Here is a 24,921-nt window from a genome sequence, read left to right as displayed (position 1 = left end):
CTTCAGGAGACAACTCCATGAGCCTCAATATTTTCTGGTTCCTGCCTACCCACGGCGACGGCCATTACCTTGGCACCGCCGAAGGCGCTCGCGCCGTTGACCACGGATACCTGCAGCAAGTGGCCCAGGCCGCTGACCGTCTGGGTTTCGGCGGGGTGCTGATCCCTACCGGTCGCTCCTGCGAAGACTCGTGGCTGGTGGCCGCCTCGCTGATCCCGGTGACCCAGCGTCTGAAATTCCTGGTCGCCCTGCGGCCCGGGATTATTTCGCCGACGGTGGCGGCGCGTCAGGCTGCGACCCTGGATCGTCTGTCCGGCGGGCGTGCCTTGTTCAACCTGGTCACTGGCGGTGACCCGGAAGAATTGGCCGGTGACGGCTTGTTCCTCAGTCATGAAGAGCGTTACCAGGCCTCGGTGGAATTTACCCGCATCTGGCGCCGTGTGCTGGAAGGCGAAACCGTGGACTACGACGGCGAACACATCAGCGTCAAAGGCGCCAAGCTGCTGTATCCGCCGATCCAGCAACCGCGTCCACCCCTGTACTTCGGCGGTTCCTCCGAGGCGGCCCAGGACCTGGCGGCCGAGCAGGTGGAGATGGTGCTGACGTGGGGTGAGCCACCGGCAGCGGTTGCGGAAAAAATCGAACAGGTTCGCGCCAAGGCCGCGAAGCTTGGGCGCACCGTGCGTTTCGGCATTCGTTTGCATGTGATCGTGCGTGAAACCAACGACGAAGCATGGAAAGCCGCCGACAAACTGATCTCCCACCTGGACGATGACACCATCGCTCGTGCCCAGGCCTCCCTGGCGCGGTTCGATTCCGTCGGCCAGCAACGTATGGCGGCGCTGCATGGTGGCAACCGCGACAACCTCGAAGTCAGCCCCAACCTGTGGGCCGGCGTCGGCCTGGTGCGTGGCGGCGCAGGCACCGCGCTGGTGGGCGATGGCCCCACCGTGGCGGAACGCGTGAAGGAATACGCCGCGCTGGGCATCGACACTTTTATCTTCTCCGGTTATCCACACCTGGAAGAGTCATATCGCGTCGCGGAACTGCTGTTCCCCCACCTGGATATCGAACGTCCCGAGTTGCCGAAAAGTGCCGGCTACGTCAGCCCGTTCGGCGAAATGGTCGCCAACGACATCCTTCCCAAAGCTGCGTCGGCGAGCTGAGGCAGCCCATGAACTATGAAAAATTGAGCCATCGGATAGCGCCCTGGGTACTCCCGATTTTGTTACTCGCGGTGTGGCAGTTGTCGGTCTCGGCGGGTTGGTTGTCGACGCGCATTCTGCCAGCGCCGAGTGCTGTAATCGCAGCCGGTGTGCACTTGGTCGCCAGTGGCGAAATCTGGACTCACCTAGCCATCAGTGGCTGGCGTGCGGGTTTGGGCTTCGTGATTGGTGGCAGCATCGGCCTGGCCCTGGGCTTTATCACCGGCCTGTCGAAATGGGGCGAACGCCTGCTGGACAGCTCGGTGCAGATGATCCGCAACGTGCCACATTTGGCGCTGATTCCGCTGGTGATCCTGTGGTTCGGCATTGATGAGACCGCGAAGATTTTCCTGGTCGCCCTCGGCACGCTGTTTCCGATTTACCTCAACACCTACCACGGCATTCGCAACGTCGACCCGGCGCTGGTGGAAATGTCGCGCAGCTACGGCTTGTCCGGGTTCAGCCTGTTCCGGCAGGTGATCCTGCCGGGCGCACTGCCATCGATTTTGGTGGGCGTGCGCTTTGCCCTGGGTTTCATGTGGCTGACGCTGATCGTGGCAGAAACCATCTCCGCCAGCTCCGGTATTGGCTACCTGGCGATGAACGCCCGCGAATTCCTGCAAACCGATGTGGTGGTACTGGCCATCGTCATGTACGCGATCCTCGGCAAGCTCGCGGACCTGGCGGCTCGCGGCCTGGAACGTGTGTGGCTGCGCTGGCACCCGGCGTATCAAGTGAATAAAGGAGGTGCGGCATGACAGCTCAACAACCCCCGCGCCTGCTCAAGGGCATTCCCCTGGCGGTACGCAAGTTGCGCAAGGCCTTTGGCGCGCGCGAAGTGCTCAAGGACATCGACCTGCACATCCCCGCCGGTCAATTCGTTGCGGTGGTCGGGCGCAGCGGTTGCGGCAAAAGTACTTTGCTGCGCCTGCTGGCCGGCCTGGACAAGGCCAGCGGCGGCGAGCTGCTGGCCGGTTCCGCACCGCTGAGCGAAGCCATTGAAGACACGCGGTTGATGTTCCAGGAAGCGCGCCTGTTGCCGTGGAAAAAGATCATCGACAACGTCGGCCTGGGCCTTAAAGGCAACTGGCGCCCCAAAGCGTTGGAAGCCCTGGAAGCGGTCGGCCTGGCTGAGCGCGCCAATGAATGGCCGGCGGCGCTGTCCGGCGGGCAGAAGCAACGCGTGGCCCTGGCCCGTGCGCTGATCCACCAACCGCGCTTGTTGCTGCTGGATGAGCCGTTGGGTGCGCTGGATGCCTTGACCCGTATCGAGATGCAGCAACTGATCGAAAACCTGTGGCAGAAGCACGGGTTCACCGTGTTGCTGGTGACCCACGACGTCAGCGAAGCCGTGGCGATTGCCGACCGGGTGATCCTGATCGAGGACGGTGAAATCGGCTTGGACCTGATCGTCGACCTGCCACGCCCACGGGCCCGCGGCTCACATCGCCTGGCCGCACTGGAAGCTGAAGTGCTCAACCGTGTGTTGTCCCTGCCGGGGTCGCCGCCGGAACCCGAACCTGTTTCACCGCTGCCTACGCAATTGCGCTGGGCTCAATAACTCACTTGTCCTACGAAGAGAGAACGACATGACTATTAAAGCGATCAACGTGCGTAACCAGTTCAAAGGCACCATCAAGGAAATCGTCGAAGGCGACGTGCTGTCGGAAATCGACGTGCAGACCGCGTCCGGCATCGTGACGTCCGTGATCACCACCCGCTCGGTCAAAGAGCTGGAACTGGTGATTGGCAGTGAAGTGATTGCCTTCGTTAAATCCACCGAGGTGTCGATCGCCAAGTTGTGATTGCACAAGCCACTGTAGGAGCTGGCTTGCCGGCGATAGGCCCTCACGCCTTGCGGTGATGTCGGGAGCGCTATCGCCGGCAAGCCGGCTCCTACAGGTTTTTGCGCTTGGGCAGATAGGGCGGCAGGTAAAGCCCCACATACGCATCAAACACCCGCATCCCTTCATCCGCCATGCGCGGCGTGATCAGCCCATGCTGATGCACCGAGCGCGCATACACGCGGTCGCTCAGTTCCAACGCCAAGGCAAACACGTCCACATCGCTGGGCAGTGTCGGCACTTCGAAGTGGCGATTGAACACTTCCAGCATCAGGTTTCCCAACTCCAGATCATGCTGGCGATCCGCCTGGGTCACTTCAGTAAGCCCATGTTGGGCCAGGATCAACTGGCGTGCGGCGGCATCCTGGTCGTAGATGGCGAGCATGCGTTGCTCGACGATGCAGGACAGGTCGCGCCAGTGCTTGAGTGAATCGTGCTCGATGGGCGCCTGGATCGCAGCCCGGAAGGCCGCGTGGACGTCTGCCGTGAGTGCCTCCAGCAAGGCCGGTACGCTGGCGAAGAAGTGATACACCGACGACGGTGGAATCTGCGCACGCTCGGCCACGCTGTAGATCGACAAACCCGCCACGCCTTCGGCCGCCAGCAAGGTGCGGGCGGCGTCGAGGATCGCGTCGATCCGGGCCTGGCTGCGGGCGCGGGGTTTGCGAGGGGCGGCGGGGCGGGTGGTCATGGAGGTCTCCTACAAGGCAGGGGGCATTGTACGCAGAGCCTGAGGATGATCCATACCTAGGGCGGAGGCTTTTGTGGTGAGCGGGCTTGCCCCGCGCTGGGCTGCGAAGCGGCCCCAATAAAAACGCCGCATTCTATCAGGCAGAATGCGGCGTCTGGTTTTAGGGCGGCTTCGCCACCCAGCGCGGGGCAAGCCCGCTCACCACAGCAAGCCTACTCACCGCAGTTACGGCAGCAACCGCTTACACGGTATGCAAGTACCAGTTGTACTCAAGGTCGGAGATGGAGTGTTCGAACTCTTCCAGCTCACTTTCCTTACAGGCGACGAAGATATCGATGTATTTAGGATCGATGTACTTGGCCATCACCTCGCTGTCGTCCAACTCGCGCAATGCATCGCGCAGGTTGTTCGGCAGGCTTTGCTCGTTTTGCTCGTAGCTGTTGCCTTCCACCGGTGCATTAGGCTCGATCTTGTTGGTCAGGCCGTGGTGCACGCCTGCCAGGACCGAAGCCATCAGCAGGTAAGGGTTGGCGTCGGCACCGGCAACACGGTGTTCGATACGTACGGCATCGGACGAGCCAGTCGGTACGCGGATCGCCACGGTGCGGTTATCCAGGCCCCAGCACGGCGAGTTCGGCACGTAGAACTGTGCGCCGAAACGACGGTAGGAGTTGACGTTGGGGCACAGGAACGCCATTTGGGCGGGCAGGGTCTCGAGCACACCGCCGATCGCGTGACGCAATGCGGCGTTCTGCTCGGGATCCTCGCTGGCAAAGATGTTCTTGCCGTCCTTGTCCAGAATGGAGATGTGTACGTGCAAACCGTTGCCTGCCTGGCCTGGGTAAGGCTTGGCCATGAAGGTGGTGTCCATCTCATGGTCGTAGGCGATGTTCTTGATCAGGCGCTTGAGCAGTACCGCGTAGTCGCAGGCCTTGATCGGGTCGGCCACGTGGTGCAGGTTCACTTCGAACTGCGCCGGAGCACTTTCCTTGACGATGGCGTCCGCCGGGATGCCTTGCTCTTTGGCACCTTCCAGAATGTCCTGGAGGCAGTCGACGTATTCGTCGAGGTCGTCGATCAGGTAGACCTGTGTCGAATGCGGGCGTTTGCCGGAGATCGGCGAGCGGGGCGGTTGTGGGCGGCCGTTCACGTTCTCCTGGTCGATCAGGTAGAACTCAAGCTCGAAGGCGGCGCAGATGGTAAGACCGAGGTCGTCAAATTTGCTTACAACTTGGCGGAGCACTTCGCGCGGATCGGCGAAGAAAGGTTCACCTTCAAGTTCGTGCATGGTCATCAGCAGTTGCGCGGTGGGGCGCTTTTGCCAGGGTTCATTGCACAGGGTGTCGGGGATCGGATAACAGATTCGGTCAGCATCACCGATGTCCAGGCCCAGACCGGTGCTTTCCACCGTAGAGCCGTTGATATCCAGGGCAAATAAAGAGGCAGGCAGGTTAATGCCCTTCTCGTAAACCTTGTGGAGGCTGGTGCGTTCGATGCGCTTGCCGCGCACCACACCATTCATATCCGCAATTAGAAGGTCTACGTACAGAACCTCAGGATGATCCTTAAGGAACGCGTTCGCTTCGTTAAGCTGAACGGCACGCGGGGGTACCGACATGATGCAACACCTTTGTTGTTAAAAATATCAATCATTGATCTTTTCTGGTTTCAGTCAACCCGAACGGCATGCCGAAGTCAAGCGAGGCCTTTTTTGCCCTAAAAAAGCGCTGCGATGGCTTTTTTGGGGCTTTTTGGGGCGGTTTTTTGGGTTTGAAGGTCTTGGGACTAGCAGGCTTGAGCGCCCCGTGTTGTATTTTTTACGGGGGTGTTGTGTAAAAAAATGAACAAGGCTAAGCTCGATTCAAACCCATAACAGCAATAATACCGGGGTGCTTCATGTTTCACCTGCCGCCCAACGGCGTCTTGGCCTGCTTCAGCCAGGCTGTGTCATCCGTCCATTCCTCCCGCGTGAATGCCCGCGCACCGGCCAATATTCTTGACGCCCGGGCCAGCCTCTTTTTTGCCTCCTCATTTGCCACTGAACGGCATGCGCCCCGCATGCTGCTCAAGATTACGCACAACTTTGGCGTGAGGAATGCAACGCAGCAGCAAATGGCAGGTAAGCTCCTACCCTGAATGAAAAAACGACGCGGATGCTGCGTCAACCAACGCCTGGCCTTTAATGGATGCCAGGAAACCCAGCCCAGAGGCATTTATGAGTAACAACCTCGACCAGCTCACCGATTGGTTGAAAGACCACAAGATCACAGAAGTCGAATGCATGATTGGCGACCTCACCGGTATCACCCGGGGCAAGATCTCGCCGACCAACAAGTTCATCGCCGAAAAAGGCATGCGCCTGCCCGAGAGCGTGCTGTTGCAGACCGTGACCGGCGACTATGTCGAAGACGACATCTATTACGAATTGCTCGACCCGGCCGACATCGACATGATCTGCCGCCCTGACCAGAACGCTGTGTACCTGGTGCCCTGGGCCATCGAGCCCACCGCCCAGGTGATCCACGACACCTACGACAAGCAAGGCAACCCGATCGAGCTGTCGCCGCGCAACGTACTCAAGAAAGTCCTCAAGCTCTACGCCGACAGGGGCTGGCAGCCCATCGTGGCGCCGGAGATGGAGTTCTACCTGACCAAGCGCTGCGAAGACCCGGACTTCCCGCTGCAACCGCCGATTGGTCGTTCCGGTCGCCCGGAGACCGGTCGCCAGTCCTTCTCTATAGAAGCGGCCAACGAATTCGACCCGTTGTTCGAAGACGTCTACGACTGGTGCGAATTGCAGGAGCTGGACCTTGACACCCTGATCCACGAAGACGGCACCGCGCAGATGGAAATCAACTTCCGTCACGGCGATGCGCTGTCCCTGGCCGACCAGATCCTGGTGTTCAAGCGCACCATGCGTGAAGCCGCGCTCAAGCACAACGTGGCCGCCACCTTCATGGCCAAGCCCATGACCGGTGAGCCCGGCAGCGCGATGCACCTGCACCAGAGCATCATCGACATCGCCACCGGCAAGAACGTCTTCTCCAATGAAGACGGGACCATGAGCCAGCTGTTCCTCAACCACATTGGCGGCCTGCAGAAATTCATCCCTGAATTGCTGCCGCTGTTTGCCCCCAACGTGAACTCGTTCCGCCGCTTCCTGCCCGACACCTCAGCGCCGGTGAACGTGGAGTGGGGCGAAGAAAACCGCACCGTCGGCTTGCGCGTACCGGATGCCGGCCCGCAGAACCGTCGTGTGGAAAACCGTCTGCCGGGCGCCGATGCCAACCCGTACCTGGCGATTGCCGCCAGCTTGTTGTGCGGCTACATCGGCATGGTCGAAGGCCATAACCCGAGCGCGCCAGTGGTGGGTCGTGGTTACGAGCGACGCAACCTGCGCCTGCCGTTGACCATCGAAGACGCCCTGGAACGCATGGAAAACAGCAAGACCATCGAAAAATACCTGGGTCAAAAATTCATCACAGGCTACGTCGCGGTCAAGCGGGCCGAGCATGAAAACTTCAAGCGCGTGATCAGTTCGTGGGAGCGGGAATTCCTGCTCTTCGCCGTCTGATGCGCCGGGCGCGCCCTTTAAACGGCGCGCCCTTCACTGAAAAGTCTAGGAGATTGGTATGTCCAGCAACAACCCGCAAACCCGTGAATGGCAAGCCTTGAGCAGTGATCACCACCTGGCGCCGTTCAGCGACTTCAAGCAATTGAAAGAGAAAGGCCCGCGCATCATTACCAAAGCCCACGGCGTTTACCTGTGGGACAGCGAAGGCAACAAGATCCTCGACGGCATGGCCGGCCTGTGGTGCGTGGCGATCGGTTACGGTCGCGATGAACTGGCTGACGCCGCCGCCAAGCAGATGAAAGAACTGCCGTACTACAACCTGTTCTTCCAGACCGCTCACCCGCCGGTGCTGGAACTGGCCAAGGCCATTTCCGACATCGCGCCTGCCGGCATGAACCACGTGTTCTTCACCGGTTCCGGCTCCGAAGGCAACGACACCATGTTGCGCATGGTTCGCCACTACTGGGCGATCAAGGGCCAGCCAAACAAGAAAACTATTATCAGCCGCAAGAATGGCTACCACGGCTCCACCGTGGCCGGCGCCAGCCTGGGCGGCATGACGTATATGCATGAGCAGGGCGACTTGCCGATCCCTGGCATCACCCACATCGCCCAGCCTTACTGGTTTGGCGAAGGCGGCGACATGAGCCCGGAAGAATTCGGCGTGTGGGCGGCCAACCAGTTGGAAGAGAAGATCCTGGAACTGGGCGTGGACAACGTCGGTGCCTTTATTGCCGAGCCGATCCAGGGTGCCGGTGGCGTGATCGTACCGCCGGCCACCTACTGGCCGCGCATCAAGGAAATCCTCGCCAAGTACGACATCCTGTTCATTGCCGACGAAGTCATCTGCGGTTTCGGTCGCACCGGTGAGTGGTTCGGTAGCGACTTCTACGACCTCAAACCGCACATGATGACCATCGCGAAGGGCCTGACCTCGGGCTACATCCCCATGGGCGGCCTGATCGTGCGCGATGAAGTGGTGGACGTCCTCAACGAAGGTGGTGATTTCAACCACGGCTTCACCTACTCCGGTCACCCGGTGGCGGCGGCAGTGGCGCTGGAAAACATCCGCATCATGCGCGATGAAAAAATCGTTAACCGGGTCCACGACGAAACGGCACCGTATTTGCAGAAACGTCTGAGGGAATTGGCGGATCATCCGCTGGTGGGCGAAGTGCGCGGTGTGGGTATGCTCGGTGCCATCGAACTGGTGCAGGACAAAGCCACCCGCAAGCGTTACGAAGGCAAGGGCGTCGGCATGATCTGCCGCACGTTCTGCTTCGAAAATGGCCTGATCATGCGCGCCGTCGGCGACACCATGATCATTTCGCCACCGCTGGTGATCAGCAAGGCAGAGATCGACGAGCTGGTCACTAAAGCTCGCCAGTGCCTGGACCTGACTTTGGCGGCATTGCAGGGCTAAGTGCTAGGCTCAGAACGCAGCGGCTTTCGGGCGCTGCGTCTGAGTGGTTATAAAAATGGGGGCATTGGTTGAAAGCCGGCCCTCGAACTTGCCAGACTGTCGCCCTGTTTTGTTGCCCTTTGGCTGGGCCTCGAAACATATGAAGCTTGTGGCCCAAAAAAGAAAAAATTGGAGCATCACCAAATGAAGGCATTAGGTTTGAAGAACGCTGGCAAGACCCTCCTCGCCTTGTCCCTGATGGGCGCAATGGCGGGCGCGGCCCAGGCCGACGATAAAGTGCTGCACGTCTACAACTGGTCCGACTACATTGCACCGGACACCATCGCCAACTTTGAAAAAGAGTCCGGCATCAAGGTGGTGTACGACGTTTTCGATAGCAACGAAACCCTGGAAGCCAAGTTGCTGGCAGGCAAGTCCGGTTACGACATCGTCGTACCGTCGAACAACTTCCTCGCCAAGCAGATCAAGGCCGGTGTCTACCAGGAGCTGGACAAGTCCAAGCTATCCAACTACGACAACCTGAACAAATCCCTGCTTAAAGCCGTGTCGGTCAGCGACCCGGACAACAAGCACGCCTTCCCGTACATGTGGGGCTCCATCGGCATCGGCTACAACCCGGAGAAGGTCAAGGCCGCGCTGGGCGTGGACAAGATCGATTCGTGGGACGTGCTGCTCAAGCCAGAGAACATCGCCAAGCTGAAAAGCTGCGGCGTGAGCTTCCTCGATTCGCCAACCGAAATGCTGCCGGTGGCGCTGCATTACCTGGGCCTGCCGACCGACACCCAGAAGAAGGCCGACCTGAAGCAGGCTGAAGACCTGTTCCTGAAAATCCGTCCTTCGATCGGCTACTTCCACTCGTCCAAATACATCTCCGACCTGGCCAACGGCAACATCTGCGTGGCCGTGGGTTACTCGGGTGACATCGAACAGGCCAAGTCCCGCGCGGCTGAAGCCGGTGGCAAGGTCAAGGTGGCCTACGATATTCCGAAAGAAGGCGCTGGCAGCTTCTTCGACATGGTCGCCATCCCTAAAGATGCCGAGAACGTCGACGCCGCCTACAAGTTCATGAACTACCTGCTCAAACCGGAAGTCATGGCTGAAATCACCAACAGCGTGCACTTCCCGAACGGTAACGAGAAGGCTACCGCACTGGTCGACAAAGAAATCACCAGCGACCCGGGCATCTACCCGCCAGCGGACGTGCAGGCCAAGCTCTACGCCATTGCTGACCTGCCGGCTGCAACCCAGCGTGAAATGACACGCAGCTGGACCAAGATCAAGTCCGGTAAATAAGCCTTAAAAGCTGTGGGAGGGGGAAATGTGGTGAGCGGGCTTGCCCCGCGCTGGGCTGCGAAGCAGCCCAATCAATCTGCGGTGAACCCGGCGGGGGACAAGCCCCCTCACCACAGCACGCTCCCTCCCATAAATTAAATGACAGAAAGTTTTGCCGGATCGGTTTATCGAGGGTAAGTTGCGCGCCGGTTTTGTTGCCGGGCAACAACTTTGGGCCCAACTATTTAAGAGGACCTCCACTTGCCAATTTCTTTATTTCGCAAAGCCATGCTGGTGGGTGCAGGTATCACGCTGACGTTGAGCGTGCAGGCCGCACCGACGGTGCATATTTATAACTGGTCGGATTACATCGGCACCGACACCCTGGCCAACTTCGAAAAGGCCAGCGGCATCAAGCTCGTGTATGACGTGTTTGACTCCAACGAAACCCTGGAAGGCAAGCTGCTGGCCGGGCGTACCGGTTACGACGTGGTGGTGCCGTCCAACCACTTCCTGGGCAAGCAGATCAAAGCCGGGGCGTTCCAGAAGCTCGACAAGTCATTGCTGACGAATTACGCCAACCTTGACCCGGCGCTGCTCAAGCGCCTGGAAAAGAATGACCCGGGCAACCAGTACGCCGTGCCGTACCTGTGGGGCACCAATGGCATTGGTTACAACGTCGATAAAGTGAAGGAAGTGCTGGGCGTCGACCATATCGACTCCTGGGCGGTGCTGTTCGAGCCTGAGAACATGAAGAAGCTGGCGACGTGCGGCGTGTCGTTCATGGACTCGGCGGATGAAATGCTGCCGGCGGTGCTCAACTACATGGGCCTGAACCCCAACAGTACGAACCCGGATGACTACAAGAAGGCCGAAGAGAAGCTGCTGAAAGTGCGGCCGTACGTGACCTACTTCCATTCTTCCAAATACATCTCGGACCTGGCCAACGGCAACATCTGTGTGGCGGCTGGTTTCTCCGGCGATGTGTTTCAGGCCAAGGCCCGTGCGGCCGAGGCGGGCAAGGGCGTGAACATCGCCTACGCGATTCCGAAAGAAGGCGGCAACCTGTGGTTCGACGTGCTGGCCATCCCCAAGGATGCCACCAACGTCAAAGAAGCCCACGCCTTCATCAACTATTTGCTGCAACCTGAGGTGATCGCCCAGGTCAGTGATTACGTCGGTTATGCCAACCCTAACCCTGGGGCGGACAAACTGATGGAGCAATCGATACGCACGGACGAAGCGGTTTACCCACCGCAGGCGGTACTCGACAGGACCTTTGTCAACTTCGAGCTACCCCCGAAAGTGCAACGTTTGATGACCCGTAGCTGGACCAAGGTCAAGACGGGCAAATAAAGCTTTAAAGCTCAAACTATCCTGGGTTCGCCTGCATCGGGCGAACAGCAATTTTGTTGGGAGTTTCGTAAATGGCAGTTGCCTCCGGCGCCTATAAGAAAGCCCTCGAAGGGGACCAGACACCGAAGAAGGTGCTGGTCAAAATCGACCGGGTCACGAAGAAGTTCGACGAGACGATTGCCGTGGACGATGTGTCCCTGGAAATCAAGAAAGGCGAGATCTTCGCCCTGCTCGGCGGTTCGGGTTCGGGCAAGTCCACCTTGCTGCGCATGCTCGCAGGTTTCGAGCGCCCGACCGAGGGCCGCATCTACCTCGACGGTGTGGACATCACTGACATGCCGCCCTATGAGCGGCCGATCAACATGATGTTCCAGTCCTACGCTTTGTTCCCACACATGACTGTGGCGCAGAACATCGCGTTCGGCCTGCAACAGGACAAGATCCCCAAGGCCGAGATCGACGCCCGTGTGGCCGAGATGCTCAAGCTGGTGCAGATGAGCCAGTACGCCAAGCGCAAGCCGCACCAGTTGTCCGGTGGCCAGCGTCAGCGTGTGGCCCTGGCCCGTTCCCTGGCCAAGCGCCCGAAACTGCTGCTGCTCGATGAGCCCATGGGCGCCCTCGACAAGAAACTGCGTTCGCAGATGCAGCTGGAACTGGTGGAAATCATCGAGCGCGTCGGCGTGACCTGCGTGATGGTGACCCACGACCAGGAAGAGGCCATGACCATGGCCGAGCGCATCGCGATCATGCACCTGGGCTGGATCGCCCAGATCGGCAGCCCGATCGACATCTACGAAACGCCTACCAGCCGTCTGGTGTGCGAGTTCATCGGCAACGTCAACATCTTCGACACCCAAGTGGTCGATGACGCCGAAGGCCATGCGGTGCTCAAGTGCCCGGACCTGGACCGCGACATCTACGTGGGTTACGGCATCGCCACGTCGGTGGAAGACAAGTCGGTGACCTACGCGATTCGCCCGGAAAAACTGCTGGTCACCACCGAAATGCCGACCTGCGAGCACAACTGGTCCAGCGGCAAGGTGCACGACATCGCCTACCTGGGCGGTCACTCGGTGTTCTACGTGGAGCTGCCGAGCGGCAAGCTGGTGCAGTCCTTCGTGGCCAACGCCGAGCGCCGTGGCCAGCGGCCAACCTGGGGTGACCAGGTCTACGTGTGGTGGGAAGACGACAGCGGCGTGGTACTTCGCTCATGAACATGAAGAAGCTCAAGCGCCGCCTGCAACGAATAACGCCCAGTGGCCGTCATGCGGTCATTGGCATTCCCTTCCTGTGGCTGTTCCTGTTCTTCATGCTGCCGTTCTTCATCGTCCTGAAGATCAGTTTTGCCGAAGCCGACGTTGCGATCCCGCCGTACACCGAGATCTACACCTTCGTTGAGCAGAAACTGCAGTTGGTGCTCAACCTGGGCAACTACGCGATGCTCGGCGACGACGAGTTGTACATCGCCGCGTACCTGGGCTCGCTGAAAATGGCGTTCTTCAGCACGCTGCTGTGCCTGCTGATCGGCTACCCGATGGCCTACGCCATTGCCAGTGCGCGCAAAGAGATGCAGACCGTGCTGGTGCTGCTGATCATGATGCCGACCTGGACCGCGATTCTGATCCGCGTTTATGCGTGGATGGGCATCCTCAGCAATAACGGCTTGCTCAATGGCTTCCTGATGTCCATCGGGCTGATCAACGAGCCGCTGCAGATCCTCAACACCAACATTGCGGTGTATATCGGCGTGGTCTATTCGTACTTGCCGTTCATGATCCTGCCGTTGTACGCCAACCTGGTGAAACACGACCAGAGCCTGCTGGAAGCCGCATCCGACCTGGGGTCGAGCACCTTCAACAGCTTCTGGAAAATCACTGTGCCGCTGTCCAAGAACGGCATCATCGCGGGGTGCATGCTGGTGTTCATTCCGGTGGTGGGTGAGTTTGTGATCCCGGAACTGCTGGGTGGCCCGGAAACCCTGATGATCGGTAAAGTGTTGTGGCAAGAATTCTTCAACAACCGTGACTGGCCGGTGGCGTCTGCCCTGGCGGTGGTGATGCTGGCGATCCTGATCGTGCCGATCATCCTGTTCAACCGCAGCCAAGCCAAAGAGATGGAGGGCAAGATATGAAGCGCTTCAGATTCTCCAGCTTTATGCTGGTGGCGGGGTTGTTGTTCATCTACCTGCCGATGCTGATCCTGGTGATCTACTCGTTCAACGAATCCAAGCTGGTGACAGTGTGGGGTGGTTGGTCGATCAAGTGGTACGTGGGCCTGCTGGACAACACCCAGTTGATGGGCTCGGTGGCGCGCTCCCTGGAAATCGCCTGCTACACGGCGGTGGCCGCGGTGGCGCTGGGTACGTTGGCGGCCTTCGTGCTGACACGCATCAGCCAGTTCAAGGGCCGCACGTTGTTCGGTGGCCTGGTGACTGCGCCGTTGGTCATGCCCGAAGTGATCACCGGTCTTTCGCTGTTGCTGCTGTTTGTGGCCATGGCGCAAATGATCGGCTGGCCCCAGGAGCGTGGCATCGTCACCATCTGGATCGCCCACACCACGTTCTGTGCGGCGTATGTGGCGGTGGTGGTGTCGGCGCGACTGCGTGAGCTGGACTTGTCGATCGAAGAAGCGGCGATGGACCTGGGCGCACGGCCGTGGAAGGTGTTCTTCCTGATCACTATCCCGATGATCGCGCCGTCGTTGGCGGCGGGCGGCATGATGTCGTTCGCACTGTCGCTGGATGACTTGGTATTGGCCAGCTTCGTGTCGGGGCCGGGTTCGACCACCTTGCCGATGGAAGTGTTCTCGGCAGTGCGCCTTGGGGTTAAACCCGAGATCAACGCCGTGGCCAGCCTGATCCTGTTGGCGGTGTCGCTGGTGACCTTCCTGGTGTGGTTCTTCAGCCGTCGTGCCGAAGAGCACCGCAAGAAAGCCATCCAGCAAGCCATTGAAGAAGCCGCCGCCGATGGCTGGCAGCAGCCGGACAAGCGTCGGGCGGCTGCACCGGTCTAACTGACGGAATGCGGTAAAGAAGTGGGAGCTGGCTTGCCTGCGATAGCGGTCTATCAGTCGACAGATGAGTCGACTGGCAGGGCCTCATCGCAGGCAAGCCAGCTCCCACAGTTGATTGCATTTCAGGTCAACTATGCAGTCCAGGGAGATTTGCGGATCACCTCCACAAAATTCATCGGCTTGAACCCCGGCTCCTGATCCACCAGCACATCCGTCTTCACGTTGCCAAACGTGGTCTGCGGACGATGGCGCAAGCCGTCGGCAAACGCGCAGATGATGCACTCCTTGAACCCTTCACCGCGTGGATGCGCATGCACCACGGCTTCGCGCTGCACGCTGGAAAACGCGGCGTAGTCCATGCCCAGCACGTCCATTTCCACACCGGCCGTCACCAGCGCCACGGTCGGACGCAGATGCTGCGGTACGCCCGGTGTGGTGTGCAGGGCGATGGACAGCCACACTTGTTCGATGTCGTCATCGCTCAGCCCGTAAGGCTTGAGGAAAGCGGCGGCGGCGTTGGCACCGTCGACTTCGAAGCGCTCGTTGTCACTGCGAAGGCCTTCCACCAGGCCCAGGTCATGGAACATCGCGCCGACGTAGAGCAGCTCCGGGTTGTAAGCGAGTTGCTTGCGTTCGCCGCTCAAGGCGCCGAACAGGAATACCCGGCGGGAGTGGTGGTAGAGCAGGTCGGATTCGACGTCGCGGATGTATTCGGTGGTGGCCTTGGCCAGGGCGCTGTCCGGGATCTGGATGCCGGCGATGGTGGTACTCATGGTCGTTCTCCTCAACAAAGCGCCGGGGGTGGCGCCGATGAGTCCAGTCTGGTCGCGTGCCCGCGAAGGGGCTATGGCGGCGAGGGAGCGATCCCGGCCAATGTGCCGTCACATCGTGCCAGCCGGAGTAATCTCTTGAAGCCTGAGAGGATCAAGTGTGGGAGCGGGCTTGCTCGCGAATGCGGTATGTCGGTTAATACATGTGTCGACTGATCCACCGCATTCGCGAGCAAGCCCGCTCCCACATGGGTTTGTGTTCATTCAGTTAACCAAGGCTAACCATTCATGGGCAAAACCGTCGCCATCCTGATCTTCCCCGGCGTCCAGTCACTGGACGTGACCGGCCCCATGGACGTGTTCTGCGAAGCCAACCGTTTTCTACCGCCGCAAGACCATTACCAATTGGACGTGATCGGCTTCGGCCACGGCAGCATGGCCGCTTCCAACGGCCTGTCATTGCAGGCCCACCATCACTACAGCGAAGCCCTGCGAGCCTACGACCTGCTGTTGGTTGCCGGCGGCCCGCAGTTGCCCTTCGAAGACTTCGGCGCCGAGTTCGATGACTGGCTGCGTGGCGCCAGTGCTCGTGCGCAACGTTTCGGCTCGATCTGCAACGGCGCCTTCATGCTGGCACGCGCCGGGCTTTTGGACGGTAAAACCGTGACCACCCATTGGAATGACGCGGCTGATCTGGCGCGCCTGTGCCCCACAGCCCAGGTCGAAGCCGACCGCCTCTACGTGCAGGACGGCAACCTCTACACCTCGGCCGGGGTCACGGCGGGCATCGATCTGTCGCTGTATTTGCTGGCCCAGGATCACGGCCCGGAAATCGCGTTGAGCGTGGCCAAGCGCCTAGTGGTGTTCACCCAGCGCTCGGGCGGGCAGTCGCAGTTCAGTCCGTTCCTCACCCCCCACGCCGAAACCACCTCGGCGGTGGCGCTGGTGCAGCTGTACGTGTTGGCGAACCTAACAGGGGATTTGACCATTGCCGACCTGGCCAAGGCGGCCAATATGAGCGCGCGTAATTTCTCCCGGGTGTTTGCCCGAGAGGCGCGGATCACACCAGCGGAATTTGTCGAACGAGCGCGGGTAGACGCGGCACGGGTCATGCTCGAAAGCAGCCCCGCGCCGCTCAAGACCGTTGCCTACCAATGCGGCTTTCGCGACGCCCAGCACATGCGCAGTGTGTTCAATCGCCGGCTGGGCGTGACGCCGCAACAGTTCCGGCTTAACTTTGCGGCGCCGGTTTGAGGGTGTCGTAGGCTTCCAGTGCGCGCAACGAGTAGATGTACGCCGCGCCCGCATTCAGCGAGATCGCTGTGGCCAGGGTTGCGGCGACTTCTTCGCGAGTGGCGCCGGCCTTGATCGCCGCGTCGGCATGCACGCCGATGCAGCCGTCGCAGCGGGTGGTGATGGCCACGGCGATGGAGATCAGTTCACGGGTCTTGGCGTCGAGCACGTTGTTTTCTTCAGCGGCCTCGCCCAGCGCCATGTAGGCTTTGACCATCTTCGGGTTGCTCTTGCCCAGTGTGCCAAAGGCTTTCTTTACGGTAGGCAGCAAGTCGGACCAGTTATTGAACATTGCGGTAACTCCTGAACAGGTTTGAGTGGTGTGGAGCCAGTCTCTTCTGTTCGGGGGTGGCGTTATTGTTCAATCCGCTCATCTTTTTGACCGATGCTCGCAAATGAATTCGATCGACACGCTCATCGCGCTGGCCAACCTGCGCGGCAGTCTAGATCTACGTTGCCAATTCCAGGGGGAGTGGGCCCTGGGTCATTCACCGGAAAGCCTCGGTGTGGCGCCTTACCACATCGTGCTCAGCGGCACCTGTCGTGCCGAGTTGTCCGGCGGGCAGCAGGTGACGCTGGAGGAGGGCGATATCCTGCTGATGCCCGGCGGTGCCACCCATTTGCTGCGCAGCCAGGGTGCGCGGATTCGGCCGATGCAACCGCAAGTGGTCAGCGGTGGCCTGCTCCCGGTGCATCGCCTGGGCGGCGACCGGCCGGACCTGGACATGCTCTGTGGCAGTTTCCACTACAACCGCCAGTCATTGCTGCTCGGCGCGTTGCCGGAGTACCTGGTGGTGTCCAGCCGCGAGTGGCAGGGCGACGGCCAACTGGCGGCGTTGATCGCGTTATTGCGCAGTGAAGCGGACGGCCAGCAATTGGGCGCGCGCTCCTTTATCGACGCGTTGTCGTCGGCGCTGTTCACGCTGATCCTGCGCACCTGGCTGAGCCGCCAGGCGCCCGTGGCCGGCACCTTCGCGTTGCTCGCCGACAAGCGCTTGAGCAAAGCCTGGCAGGCGATGCTGGCCGATCCGGGGCATGAGTGGACCATCGACAGCCTGGCGGCTGCCGCGACGATGTCACGTGCCACCTTCATGCGTGCGTTCGTGAAAGTGGCGGGCGTATCGCCGTGGGTGCTGCTGACCCAGTTGCGCATGGAACTGGCCTTCAACCTGTTGCGCCAGTCGCACCTGAGCCTGCTGGATATCGCCGCCCAGGTGGGTTACCAGTACCAGGCGGCGTTTAGCAAGAAATTCAAGGAGACCTATGGCGAGGCGCCGGGCCGGGTGCGGGCACGATAGCCGCTGTAGCGTATATCCAATGTGGGAGCAGTTGACCGAGTTCCAGGCGCTCATCTGGCGGGTAGCAGTTTCAGTGTGCCACGCGTATTCGCCGTCACTTCCTCATCGCTGAAATGCGCCTGCTCATAGCCGCCTTCGATGTAGGTTTCTGCCTGGTCGCCATAGTGCTTGTCGAACGGCACACCGCTTTGGCCGACCGGGTTGATGGTCAACGCGTGGGCCGCGTCGGCGAAGTCGATCAGGCGGCGAGTCGAAGGCCCGTAGGTGACGGGCCACGGTGCCGGGCCGATATTGGCCGATTGGTTATTTGGCACTTCGTGGGTGCCCGGCGCCGGGAACGGGCCGACATTGACGATCAGGTCCAAGGGTTTCTGCGAGCCCAGCGGATGGCCGTGGGTCAGGGTATGGGCCTTGCCCCACTGCCATTGGCTCGGGTCATCGCCGAAGGTGGCCTTGAGGTGCGTGAGGCTGTTGTCCCAGGCGAGCTTGACGGTGTCGGCGCGCTTGCCGTCCCACCACGGCGAATCCGGCGCGGCGGCCAGGCGTGGCAAGGCAGCGTCGATCACGCGGGTGCCGAGCAGGGTCTTGAACATTCCGTCACCCAGTTTCGGGTGGAAGGCGGCGTCAGCCAGGTTGAACAGGAACTGGTTGAACAGCGTGGCGCTGGTCGAGTCCAGCGGGTAGTCACCCTTCCAGCTTGCAAGCTGCTCCACCAGTTTCAACTGCGCCGGATCCTTGACCACCTCACGCAGCACCGGCAACAGCGGCGCCAACAGGCGTGGGCCAAAGGCGGTGGTGGTGCCGAGCTGCAAAGCCTGGCTGTTGTTCACATCCCACTTCACGCTCTTGTCGCTCAGCTGCGCGTTCAACTGTTGGCCGCGATCGGCCAGGTTGTAGTAACCGGGAATCTCCATGCCAGTCGGTGAGACCGGCTGGGCATTGGCCGATACCACGTAACCGCGTGCCGGATTTTCTTCCTGGGGGTTGGCGCTGAAGGGGTAGAAGCCCAGCTTGTCGGCCTGGGAGGTGCTGCCGTCGAGGATAAACCCGGCGTTGACCCCGGCCGGGCGGATCGGCAACTGCGCTGCCGCCCACCAGCCAATATCGCCCTTGGCGTTGGCCCACACGATATTCAGCCCCGGCGCCGACACCTTGGCCGCCGCCGCACGGGCCTTCACCAGCGTGTCGGCACGGTTGAGCTGGTAGAAGCCCTCAAGGATCGGGTTCTGGGTATCGAGGAACGCCCACCACATGGCAATCGGCGTCTTGCCGGCGTTTTCGCCCAGCACGTCATTGATGATCGGGCCGTGGGGGGATTGACGCAGGGTCAACGTCACCGGCGCCTGGCCTTTCACGGCGATTTGCTGCTCGGTGCTGCTCATGTCGACCCATTGGTCGTGGTACCAGACCTGGTTGGGGTTGTCCGGGTTGACCTTCTCGGCGATGAGATCGAGGTCATCGTTCTGGAACATGGTCAGGCTCCAGCCGAAGTCCAGGTTGTGCCCCAGGAACGCCACCGGCACCAGTGCGTTGTGGTAGCCATATAGCTCGAACCCCGGCGCAGACAGCTGCGCCTCGTACCACACCGACGGCACCGAAAAACGGATATGCGGGTCACCGGCCAGCAACGGTTTGCCGCTCTTGGTGCGGTTGCCGCTGATGGCCCAGGCGTTGCTGCCTTCGAACTGCGGCAGGCCGTTGTCGGCCAGGGCCTGTTCGCTCAGGGAGGCGATGGCGCCGAGGGCTTGCCAATCGCTGGTGGCGAGGTTGAGGGCGCCCTTGGGCTGCCAGTCCAGGTCGAAGACTTTCAGGTAGTCACTGCCCAGTTGGTCGCGGATGTACGTCAGCACAGGCTCGGTACGAAACGCGGCGGCAAAGCTGTAGGCCATGTACCCGGCGACGCTGATGGTGTCCTCGGCGGTAAACGGTCGTTTAGGGATGCCCAGCACGTCGAACTCCATCGGGCTGGCGTGGTTGTCCTGATACTGGTTGATCCCGTCCAGATAGGCTTGCAGGGCCTTCCAGTGCGCTGACTCGTGGTCGAGTTGCGCGACATAGGCGGCCGCGCGGTCGCGAATGCGCAGGCTGCGGAACAACTTGTCGGTCTCCAGCACCTTGGGCCCGAGTACCTCGGCCAGCTCGCCACGGGCCAGGCGCCGCATGATCTCCATCTGGAACAGCCGGTCCTGGGCGTGCACGTAGCCCAAGGCGCGGTAAAGATCGGTTTCGTTCTCGGCTTGGATGTGTGGCACGCCACGGTCGTCGTAACGCACGGTGACCGAGCCTTGCAGGTTGGCCAGTGTTGCCGTGCCCTGGCGGGTGGGCTGCTTGCTGTACAGGTACCAACCGGCGCCTAGGGCGACCAGCACGACAAGAACCGCGAGAACCCGCAAGACGCGCTTCATGAACATTCCTTACCAAGAGTGGGGTGGCGAGTTACGAGCCTTTTGGCCAAGAACAATAGCAGCCCACCGCCAGGGTGTGCGTGGCATTTACCTCGCGTCCTGTTTCAAGGGCCTTCAAGATCGGCTCAATAAAACTGTTGCTGGAATTACACGTGAGGCCTTCGCTGTAGGGCCCGAAGTACGCGAGCTTGCCGCTGCGATCCCAGATACCCACGGCCGGGCTGGCCGGCACCTGCTCGGCGCCGGGCAGGGCGGTGAGGGTTTTCATGCTGCGCAGGTTGTCGGGCAGTTGGCCGTGGCTGCCGGGCTTTTGCAGGGCGTAGAACTCGACGCCTTGGGGCGCGTACTGCTCGATCAGCTCGCCCAGGTGCTGCTGGTTGCCGACGTTGCACGGGCAAGCCGGGTCCCAGAAGTGCACCAGGCGAATCGGGCCGGGGCCGGCAAGGTCGGCGGGTAGCTTCAACGGGTCGCCGGAAAACACCGCCGTGTGCTCGCTGAAGGCGCGCAGGTAGCGGCCCTGGAACCAGTCATACGCTGCCCATAGCACGCCGGCGCAGATAACCAGGATCAGGCTGGCGAACAAGGCGGTGCGGTAGGGCTGTCGCATTCAGTTGTATCCTCGAAGGTCGCGTAGCTTGCCATGCTTGTCCTGACAGATGAATATCGCAGCTCGATATTCATCTTTGCCGCAAGTCTGGAAGCCTTTATGCCCGTTACCTTTGACCCTGATCATCTGCGCGAAAGCTTGCGGCCCCTGGTGGATGCGCAACCGCTTTCAGCCGAGGCGCGGGTCTACCAGCGTTTTTACGGTCTGGACCAGGCCGTGAGCCGTCTGGGGCGTTTCGAGGTGGAGGGTTTTGAGGTGGTGGCGCAGGTGTGGTGGCCGCCCACGCCGGTGGCGACGATGTTCATGTTCCACGGTTTCTACGACCACATGGGGCTGTACCGCCATGTGGTGAAGTGGGCGCTGGAGCAGGGCTTCGTGGTGATCGCCTGCGATTTACCGGGGCACGGCCTGTCCAGTGGCGTGCGTGCCAGCATCGATGATTTTGCGGTGTATCAACAGGTGGTGAATGCGCTGTTCACCCAGGCGCAAGCGCTGCAACTGCCGCAACCCTGGCACCTGTTCGGGCAAAGCACCGGCGGCGCGGTGGTGGTGGATCACCTGCTCAACCATGGCGCCGACAGCCCGGCCCAGGGCAAGACTTTCCTACTGTCACCCCTGGTGCGGCCGCGTGCCTGGGGGTGGTCGCAGGTCAGCTATTACCTGCTGCGCCCGTTCGTCAAAGGCATTGCGCGGCGATTCAGCGAGAACACCCACGATCCGGCGTTCAAGCCGTTCCTGGAAGCCGACCCGCTGCAGCCGCGCCAACTGCCGACCGCCTGGGTCGGCGCCTTGGCGCGCTGGATCAAACGCATCGAAGCCGCACCGCGTAGCCCACGTCGGCCGGTGATTGTGCAGGGTGAGGAAGATATGACGGTGGACTGGCAGCACAACCTGCAGGTGCTACGGAGCAAGTTCGACCAGCCCGAGGTGTTGATGCTGCCGCGTGGCAGGCATCACCTGGCCAATGAGATTCCAGAGATTCGCCAGCAATACTTCAGCTATCTCACCCACCACCTGACCTGACTCACCCCACTGTAGGAGCAGGCAAGCCAGCGCCTACAAGGGGTCAGGGGGCGAGGCTTGAGGTGCTTTGGCCGACAGCCAGCCCGGCACGAATAGCGGCAAGGGCCGCCTGGTAATACGCCTTGCCCTCCGGCGACTCGGCAAACGTCGCGAATTCTTCCAGCTCCGGGTCGGACAAATCCCGATAGACGTACAGCAGCGTGTTGTTCAGATCTTTGTCGATCTGCTGCATCAACCGCTCACGCTGGCCGTTCAACATGCCTTGGGCCTGCCCGCCGCCCAACAGTCCGGGAATCATCTGGCTCAGACTATCGGCCGCCACACCAGCAATCGCCAGGCTGACTTCCGCGCCGGCTTCACGGGCCGGCAGGGCCTGGCCCAGGTGGCCGATGATCAGGCTGCGAGTCGCGTCGGCTTCGATTTTCGGCAGGCCTTGGGCGTTTTTCGCCAATTGATCACGGCGCGTGGCGAGCAACTCGGCGGCGACAATCTTGCGGCCAAGGGGCGATTGGAAAAACGCCAGGGCCGGCTTAGGGTCCGCCAGGTTTTTGCGCAACTGTGCTTCGGCACGCTGGTCCACCGCCTTGGCGGCAAAGCGTTTATTGCTGTTGTCCACCAGCGCCTGGTACACCGCCGGCGGCAGGCTGTTGCGGTAGCGCTGCTGGGCGGCGCTGAGGGCGTCATTGAAATGCGCACGTTGTTCGGCCCAGCCGGCGACCTTGTACAACTGGTCATGGCCGTCTGCCCAGGCGGGCAAAACGCAGAACATCAGCAAGGAAAAAAACAAACGACGCATATGGACTCCTGTCAGTCGGCCACTATTGTCCGTGTCGGGCGTAGGATTTGTCGAGAAGTCCTATCAGTCACCTGACTAAAGTGCAGTCAGACGCTCGGTGGCTCTGTCGGATTCACAGGCGTATGGATACTATGCGCGCCATGCAAATACCCCTCGATCACACCTTGCTGCAACGTATTGTCGACGACCTGGCCGAAAAGGGCTGGTCCCGGCAGGACGGCTTCCTGCCCCAGGCTCTGACCCTGGAACTGGCGGCTGAGTGCCGTAAACGTGCGGCCGAGGGTGAGCTGGCTCCGGCGGCGGTAGGGCGTGGCCCGGCCCAGGAGATTCGCGAAGGCATTCGCGGTGACCATATCCAGTGGCTGGAGGACGGTGACGCGGCGATCTGCGACACCTACATGGCGCTGATGGACAGCCTGCGTTTGGCGATGAACCGTGGCCTGTTCCTCGGCCTGGAAGATTTCGAGAGCCATTTCGCCATGTACCCGCCGGGGGCGTTCTACCTCAAGCACCTGGACCGTTTTCGCGACGATGACCGGCGCATGGTCTCGGCAGTGATCTACTTGAACGATGCCTGGCTGCCCGAGCATGGTGGCCAGTTGCGCATGTACCTCAAGGACGGCGTCGAATACGATGTGGTGCCCATCGGCGGTTGCCTGGTGGTGTTCCTGTCGGGCGAAGTGCCCCATGAAGTTCTACCCGCCACGCGCGAACGCCTGTCCCTCACCGGTTGGTTTCGTCGGCGGGGTAACGAGCCGTTTTAAGTATGCAAAAGATTCTGATCAGCCGCTGCCTGCTGGGGCACAAGGTGCGCTACGACGGTGGGGCCAGCGGGCCGTTCGACCAGCTGGCGGTGTGGCAGGCCGAAGGGCGTGTGGTTGCCATCTGCCCGGAAGTGTCGGGTGGTTTGCCGACGCCTCGCCCCGCTGCCGAAATTCCAGGCGGGCAAGGCGTGGATGTCTGGGAGGGCCGCGCCCAGGTACTCACCGCCGAGGGCGAAGATTTCAGCGCGGCGTTCCTTGAGGGGGCGCGCCAGGCCCTGGCGCTGGTGCAGCGCTATAACATCCGCATCGCCGTGCTCAAGGCCAATAGCCCGTCGTGCGGCAATCTGCTGACTTACGACGGCACCTTCAGTGGCGTGAAGGTGAGTGGCGAAGGTGTGACGGCTGCGCTGCTCAAGCAGCACGGTGTATTGGTATTCAGTGAGCTGGAACTGGCACAAGCCGCGCAGGCATTGCAGGCCTGCGGTTATTGAGTCTGGGCCGCCGGACGGTTGGGGTAATCTACAAGCCACTTCTGCAACAGCTCCCTGAATCGATCGTCGGATTTGAGTCGTTGCAGTGCGTTGTTCAGGCTTGACTTGAATGCCGGGTTGCCCTTCTGGAACGGCATCGCATAAAGGGTCGACGGGCCTGTCATGCGCCCACGGGATTCGCCGTAAGGCTCACTGAAATCGAACCGATCCTGCAATTTGGGGGTCACAGCGATATAGTTCATCGCTACGTCGTACTTGCCGCTTTCCACTCCTGGCAGCAGGTCATTCGCATCGGTGGTAATGAACGATGCGCGCACGTCCATCTCCTTGGCCAGTTGCTCGCCGAGTTCTACTTCCAAACCGGTGAGTTTGTTTCCTTCCTTGAAACTGTATGGCGGGTTGTCGGCCACGAGTGCAATGCGCAGTTCGCCTCGATCGTATACATCATCGAGCAGTTCGGCATGCGCCAAGGGACTTAGAAGGGGAAGCAGCAGTAACAGGCCAGGCGAAAAGCGCATGGTCACTCCTAGAGATTTTTAATGTGCGAGGCGCCGTTCAGCATCGCTTTGCTATGGTGTTGAGTGCCTTGGACAGCAATTTGTCGCGAAGTTGTCATAACCCTACAGATTTCATAGAAAAACTGGAGAAGCGAATGAAAGCCCTTTTGTCCCGTGCCACCCTGGCCTCCCTGCTGCTGGGTGCTTCGATGTTGGCCACTGCTGCGGACGGTATCCCGCGCAGCGCTCCACCTGCAGATGCCAAAGTATTCATCGTCTCGCCTAAAGACGGCGCGACGGTCGATAAAACCTTCACCGTCAAATTCGGCATGGAAGGCCTGAAACTGGCCCCGGCCACCAGCCAGGATCCAGGCACCGGTCACCACCACCTGCTGATCGACCAGAAAGAACTGCCTGACGCCAGCGTGCCGATCCCGGCCACCGACACCGTGATCCACTACGGCAAGGCCCAGACCGAAACCGAACTGACCCTCACCCCAGGCAAGCACACCTTGCAACTGGTGGCCGGCGACAAGCTGCACATGCAGTTCAACCCGACTGTAGCCTCGAAAGTGATCACGGTTAACGTCAAATAAGATT

26 protein-coding genes are annotated in these 24,921 nt (G+C 60.7%); 18 read left to right on the top strand and 8 right to left on the bottom strand.

Translation table 11 applies throughout. The annotated features are described in order from the left end of the window. The first annotated feature begins 17 nt into the window (after positions 1-17). The 4 genes from ssuD to RB216_RS27940 are packed head-to-tail and all read left to right on the top strand — an operon-like array spanning position 18 to position 3,010. Positions 18-1,166 (top strand): FMNH2-dependent alkanesulfonate monooxygenase, encoded by a 1,149-nt coding sequence (gene ssuD, locus RB216_RS27955; protein WP_028618375.1) that lies wholly within the window; start codon positions 18-20, stop codon positions 1,164-1,166. Positions 1,167-1,174: 8 nt separating this feature from the next. Further along, positions 1,175-1,963 carry an aliphatic sulfonate ABC transporter permease SsuC gene (ssuC, locus tag RB216_RS27950; protein ID WP_028618374.1) on the top strand — a complete coding sequence of 263 codons (789 nt, stop codon included), beginning with the start codon at positions 1,175-1,177 and terminating at the stop codon, positions 1,961-1,963. Further along, the gene (ssuB, locus tag RB216_RS27945) at positions 1,960-2,766 is read left to right on the top strand and encodes an aliphatic sulfonates ABC transporter ATP-binding protein (protein ID WP_016978995.1); all 807 of its coding nucleotides are present in this window, start codon (positions 1,960-1,962) and stop codon (positions 2,764-2,766) included. Before ssuC ends, ssuB begins: the two co-directional genes overlap by 4 nt. Positions 2,767-2,794: 28 nt before the next feature. After that, on the top strand, positions 2,795-3,010 hold the full coding sequence (locus RB216_RS27940) for a TOBE domain-containing protein (RefSeq protein ID WP_003213899.1): 216 nt from the start codon (positions 2,795-2,797) through the stop codon (positions 3,008-3,010). 91 nt (positions 3,011-3,101) lie between these two features. On the opposite strand, the gene RB216_RS27935 is transcribed toward RB216_RS27940, so the two are convergent. Beyond that, a complete protein-coding gene (locus RB216_RS27935) occupies positions 3,102-3,740 on the bottom strand; it encodes a TetR/AcrR family transcriptional regulator (RefSeq protein WP_028618373.1) in 639 nt (212 codons plus the stop codon). 241 nt (positions 3,741-3,981) lie between these two features. Further along, on the bottom strand, positions 3,982-5,358 hold the full coding sequence (locus RB216_RS27930) for a glutamine synthetase family protein (RefSeq protein WP_010207341.1): 1,377 nt from the start codon (positions 5,356-5,358) through the stop codon (positions 3,982-3,984). A gap of 278 nt (positions 5,359-5,636) precedes the next feature. Between RB216_RS27930 and RB216_RS27925 the strand changes: the two genes are divergently transcribed. The 8 genes from RB216_RS27925 (at position 5,637) to RB216_RS27890 (ending at position 14,377) form a co-directional block, all read left to right on the top strand. Beyond that, positions 5,637-5,876, top strand: a complete 240-nt coding sequence (locus RB216_RS27925; RefSeq protein ID WP_028618372.1) for a hypothetical protein — start codon at positions 5,637-5,639, stop codon at positions 5,874-5,876. 79 nt (positions 5,877-5,955) lie between these two features. Beyond that, entirely contained in the window at positions 5,956-7,314 is a 1,359-nt protein-coding gene (locus RB216_RS27920; RefSeq protein WP_028618371.1) for a glutamine synthetase family protein, read from the top strand. A 58-nt stretch (positions 7,315-7,372) separates the two neighbouring features. Beyond that, positions 7,373-8,737, top strand: a complete 1,365-nt coding sequence (locus RB216_RS27915; RefSeq protein WP_016978998.1) for an aspartate aminotransferase family protein — start codon at positions 7,373-7,375, stop codon at positions 8,735-8,737. A gap of 198 nt (positions 8,738-8,935) precedes the next feature. Then, complete coding sequence (locus RB216_RS27910; protein ID WP_028618369.1) at positions 8,936-10,030, top strand: polyamine ABC transporter substrate-binding protein; 1,095 nt, start codon at positions 8,936-8,938, stop codon at positions 10,028-10,030. Positions 10,031-10,270: 240 nt separating this feature from the next. Beyond that, positions 10,271-11,365, top strand: coding sequence for a polyamine ABC transporter substrate-binding protein (locus RB216_RS27905; protein WP_308908120.1), 1,095 nt, complete (start codon positions 10,271-10,273; stop codon positions 11,363-11,365). Positions 11,366-11,436: 71 nt separating this feature from the next. Next, a complete protein-coding gene (locus RB216_RS27900) occupies positions 11,437-12,579 on the top strand; it encodes an ABC transporter ATP-binding protein (protein WP_028618367.1) in 1,143 nt (380 codons plus the stop codon). Then, positions 12,576-13,496: an ABC transporter permease subunit gene (locus RB216_RS27895; RefSeq protein WP_016979002.1), complete on the top strand. Its 921-nt coding sequence runs from the start codon at positions 12,576-12,578 to the stop codon at positions 13,494-13,496. The genes RB216_RS27900 and RB216_RS27895 overlap by 4 nt, the downstream gene beginning before the upstream one ends. Then, complete coding sequence (locus RB216_RS27890) at positions 13,493-14,377, top strand: ABC transporter permease subunit (protein ID WP_016979003.1); 885 nt, start codon at positions 13,493-13,495, stop codon at positions 14,375-14,377. Before RB216_RS27895 ends, RB216_RS27890 begins: the two co-directional genes overlap by 4 nt. A gap of 131 nt (positions 14,378-14,508) precedes the next feature. On the opposite strand, the gene RB216_RS27885 is transcribed toward RB216_RS27890, so the two are convergent. Next, the gene (locus tag RB216_RS27885) at positions 14,509-15,150 is read right to left on the bottom strand and encodes an HD domain-containing protein (protein WP_028618366.1); all 642 of its coding nucleotides are present in this window, start codon (positions 15,148-15,150) and stop codon (positions 14,509-14,511) included. Between the two features lie 285 nt (positions 15,151-15,435). On the opposite strand from RB216_RS27885, the gene RB216_RS27880 reads away from it, so the two are divergent. Beyond that, on the top strand, positions 15,436-16,401 hold the full coding sequence (locus RB216_RS27880) for a GlxA family transcriptional regulator (RefSeq protein ID WP_028618365.1): 966 nt from the start codon (positions 15,436-15,438) through the stop codon (positions 16,399-16,401). Here the strand turns inward: RB216_RS27880 and RB216_RS27875 are convergent. Beyond that, positions 16,379-16,732 carry a carboxymuconolactone decarboxylase family protein gene (locus RB216_RS27875; protein WP_028618364.1) on the bottom strand — a complete coding sequence of 118 codons (354 nt, stop codon included), beginning with the start codon at positions 16,730-16,732 and terminating at the stop codon, positions 16,379-16,381. The two genes, RB216_RS27880 and RB216_RS27875, sit on opposite strands and share 23 nt — an antisense overlap. A 103-nt stretch (positions 16,733-16,835) precedes the next feature. Here RB216_RS27875 and RB216_RS27870 point away from each other — a divergent pair, with 103 nt between their 5' ends. After that, a complete protein-coding gene (locus tag RB216_RS27870; protein WP_308908119.1) occupies positions 16,836-17,738 on the top strand; it encodes an AraC family transcriptional regulator in 903 nt (300 codons plus the stop codon). A gap of 50 nt (positions 17,739-17,788) precedes the next feature. On the opposite strand, the gene RB216_RS27865 is transcribed toward RB216_RS27870, so the two are convergent. Both RB216_RS27865 and RB216_RS27860 read right to left on the bottom strand, forming a co-directional pair. Then, the gene (locus RB216_RS27865) at positions 17,789-20,143 is read right to left on the bottom strand and encodes a penicillin acylase family protein (protein ID WP_308908118.1); all 2,355 of its coding nucleotides are present in this window, start codon (positions 20,141-20,143) and stop codon (positions 17,789-17,791) included. Between the two features lie 31 nt (positions 20,144-20,174). Continuing rightward, entirely contained in the window at positions 20,175-20,750 is a 576-nt protein-coding gene (locus RB216_RS27860; protein WP_028618361.1) for a DUF6436 domain-containing protein, read from the bottom strand. A gap of 99 nt (positions 20,751-20,849) precedes the next feature. Here RB216_RS27860 and bipL point away from each other — a divergent pair, with 99 nt between their 5' ends. After that, positions 20,850-21,773 carry a phospholipase BipL gene (gene bipL, locus RB216_RS27855; protein ID WP_028618360.1) on the top strand — a complete coding sequence of 308 codons (924 nt, stop codon included), beginning with the start codon at positions 20,850-20,852 and terminating at the stop codon, positions 21,771-21,773. A 43-nt stretch (positions 21,774-21,816) separates the two neighbouring features. Here bipL and RB216_RS27850 read toward each other — a convergent pair whose 3' ends face one another. Further along, the gene (locus RB216_RS27850; RefSeq protein ID WP_308908117.1) at positions 21,817-22,569 is read right to left on the bottom strand and encodes a DUF2059 domain-containing protein; all 753 of its coding nucleotides are present in this window, start codon (positions 22,567-22,569) and stop codon (positions 21,817-21,819) included. A 131-nt stretch (positions 22,570-22,700) separates the two neighbouring features. Between RB216_RS27850 and RB216_RS27845 the strand changes: the two genes are divergently transcribed. Continuing rightward, complete coding sequence (locus RB216_RS27845; RefSeq protein WP_308908904.1) at positions 22,701-23,333, top strand: 2OG-Fe(II) oxygenase; 633 nt, start codon at positions 22,701-22,703, stop codon at positions 23,331-23,333. Positions 23,334-23,335: 2 nt separating this feature from the next. Continuing rightward, positions 23,336-23,824, top strand: coding sequence for a 2-thiouracil desulfurase family protein (locus RB216_RS27840; protein ID WP_308908116.1), 489 nt, complete (start codon positions 23,336-23,338; stop codon positions 23,822-23,824). On the opposite strand, the gene RB216_RS27835 is transcribed toward RB216_RS27840, so the two are convergent. Then, the gene (locus tag RB216_RS27835; protein WP_068936379.1) at positions 23,818-24,342 is read right to left on the bottom strand and encodes a transporter substrate-binding domain-containing protein; all 525 of its coding nucleotides are present in this window, start codon (positions 24,340-24,342) and stop codon (positions 23,818-23,820) included. The genes RB216_RS27840 and RB216_RS27835 overlap by 7 nt on opposite strands. A 134-nt stretch (positions 24,343-24,476) precedes the next feature. On the opposite strand from RB216_RS27835, the gene RB216_RS27830 reads away from it, so the two are divergent. Continuing rightward, positions 24,477-24,917, top strand: a complete 441-nt coding sequence (locus tag RB216_RS27830) for a DUF4399 domain-containing protein (protein WP_028618355.1) — start codon at positions 24,477-24,479, stop codon at positions 24,915-24,917. Positions 24,918-24,921: the final 4 nt, after the last annotated feature.

The organism is Pseudomonas canadensis (genome assembly GCF_030980095.1).
Taxonomy (GTDB): domain Bacteria; phylum Pseudomonadota; class Gammaproteobacteria; order Pseudomonadales; family Pseudomonadaceae; genus Aquipseudomonas; species Aquipseudomonas canadensis.
The sequence above is the reverse complement of the archived record's forward strand: the minus strand, read 5'-3'. Positions and strand labels throughout refer to the sequence as shown.

Bases quoted from the DNA above. Each gene is read 5' to 3' on its own strand.
- RB216_RS27895 (WP_016979002.1), top strand. From the start codon at position 12,576: ATGAACATGAAGAAGCTCAAGCGCCGCCTGCAACGAATAACGCCCAGT.
- RB216_RS27870 (WP_308908119.1), top strand. From the start codon at position 16,836: ATGAATTCGATCGACACGCTCATCGCGCTGGCCAACCTGCGCGGCAGT.
- RB216_RS27880 (WP_028618365.1), top strand. From the start codon at position 15,436: ATGGGCAAAACCGTCGCCATCCTGATCTTCCCCGGCGTCCAGTCACTG.
- RB216_RS27860 (WP_028618361.1), bottom strand. From the start codon at position 20,750: ATGCGACAGCCCTACCGCACCGCCTTGTTCGCCAGCCTGATCCTGGTT.
- RB216_RS27900 (WP_028618367.1), top strand. From the start codon at position 11,437: ATGGCAGTTGCCTCCGGCGCCTATAAGAAAGCCCTCGAAGGGGACCAG.
- RB216_RS27835 (WP_068936379.1), bottom strand. From the start codon at position 24,342: ATGCGCTTTTCGCCTGGCCTGTTACTGCTGCTTCCCCTTCTAAGTCCC.
- RB216_RS27850 (WP_308908117.1), bottom strand. From the start codon at position 22,569: ATGCGTCGTTTGTTTTTTTCCTTGCTGATGTTCTGCGTTTTGCCCGCC.
- RB216_RS27830 (WP_028618355.1), top strand. From the start codon at position 24,477: ATGAAAGCCCTTTTGTCCCGTGCCACCCTGGCCTCCCTGCTGCTGGGT.
- ssuD (WP_028618375.1), top strand. From the start codon at position 18: ATGAGCCTCAATATTTTCTGGTTCCTGCCTACCCACGGCGACGGCCAT.
- RB216_RS27875 (WP_028618364.1), bottom strand. From the start codon at position 16,732: ATGTTCAATAACTGGTCCGACTTGCTGCCTACCGTAAAGAAAGCCTTT.
- RB216_RS27885 (WP_028618366.1), bottom strand. From the start codon at position 15,150: ATGAGTACCACCATCGCCGGCATCCAGATCCCGGACAGCGCCCTGGCC.
- ssuB (WP_016978995.1), top strand. From the start codon at position 1,960: ATGACAGCTCAACAACCCCCGCGCCTGCTCAAGGGCATTCCCCTGGCG.
- RB216_RS27915 (WP_016978998.1), top strand. From the start codon at position 7,373: ATGTCCAGCAACAACCCGCAAACCCGTGAATGGCAAGCCTTGAGCAGT.
- RB216_RS27865 (WP_308908118.1), bottom strand. From the start codon at position 20,143: ATGAAGCGCGTCTTGCGGGTTCTCGCGGTTCTTGTCGTGCTGGTCGCC.
- RB216_RS27845 (WP_308908904.1), top strand. From the start codon at position 22,701: ATGCGCGCCATGCAAATACCCCTCGATCACACCTTGCTGCAACGTATT.
- bipL (WP_028618360.1), top strand. From the start codon at position 20,850: ATGCCCGTTACCTTTGACCCTGATCATCTGCGCGAAAGCTTGCGGCCC.
- ssuC (WP_028618374.1), top strand. From the start codon at position 1,175: ATGAACTATGAAAAATTGAGCCATCGGATAGCGCCCTGGGTACTCCCG.
- RB216_RS27930 (WP_010207341.1), bottom strand. From the start codon at position 5,358: ATGTCGGTACCCCCGCGTGCCGTTCAGCTTAACGAAGCGAACGCGTTC.
- RB216_RS27940 (WP_003213899.1), top strand. From the start codon at position 2,795: ATGACTATTAAAGCGATCAACGTGCGTAACCAGTTCAAAGGCACCATC.
- RB216_RS27890 (WP_016979003.1), top strand. From the start codon at position 13,493: ATGAAGCGCTTCAGATTCTCCAGCTTTATGCTGGTGGCGGGGTTGTTG.
- RB216_RS27840 (WP_308908116.1), top strand. From the start codon at position 23,336: ATGCAAAAGATTCTGATCAGCCGCTGCCTGCTGGGGCACAAGGTGCGC.
- RB216_RS27925 (WP_028618372.1), top strand. From the start codon at position 5,637: ATGTTTCACCTGCCGCCCAACGGCGTCTTGGCCTGCTTCAGCCAGGCT.
- RB216_RS27935 (WP_028618373.1), bottom strand. From the start codon at position 3,740: ATGACCACCCGCCCCGCCGCCCCTCGCAAACCCCGCGCCCGCAGCCAG.
- RB216_RS27920 (WP_028618371.1), top strand. From the start codon at position 5,956: ATGAGTAACAACCTCGACCAGCTCACCGATTGGTTGAAAGACCACAAG.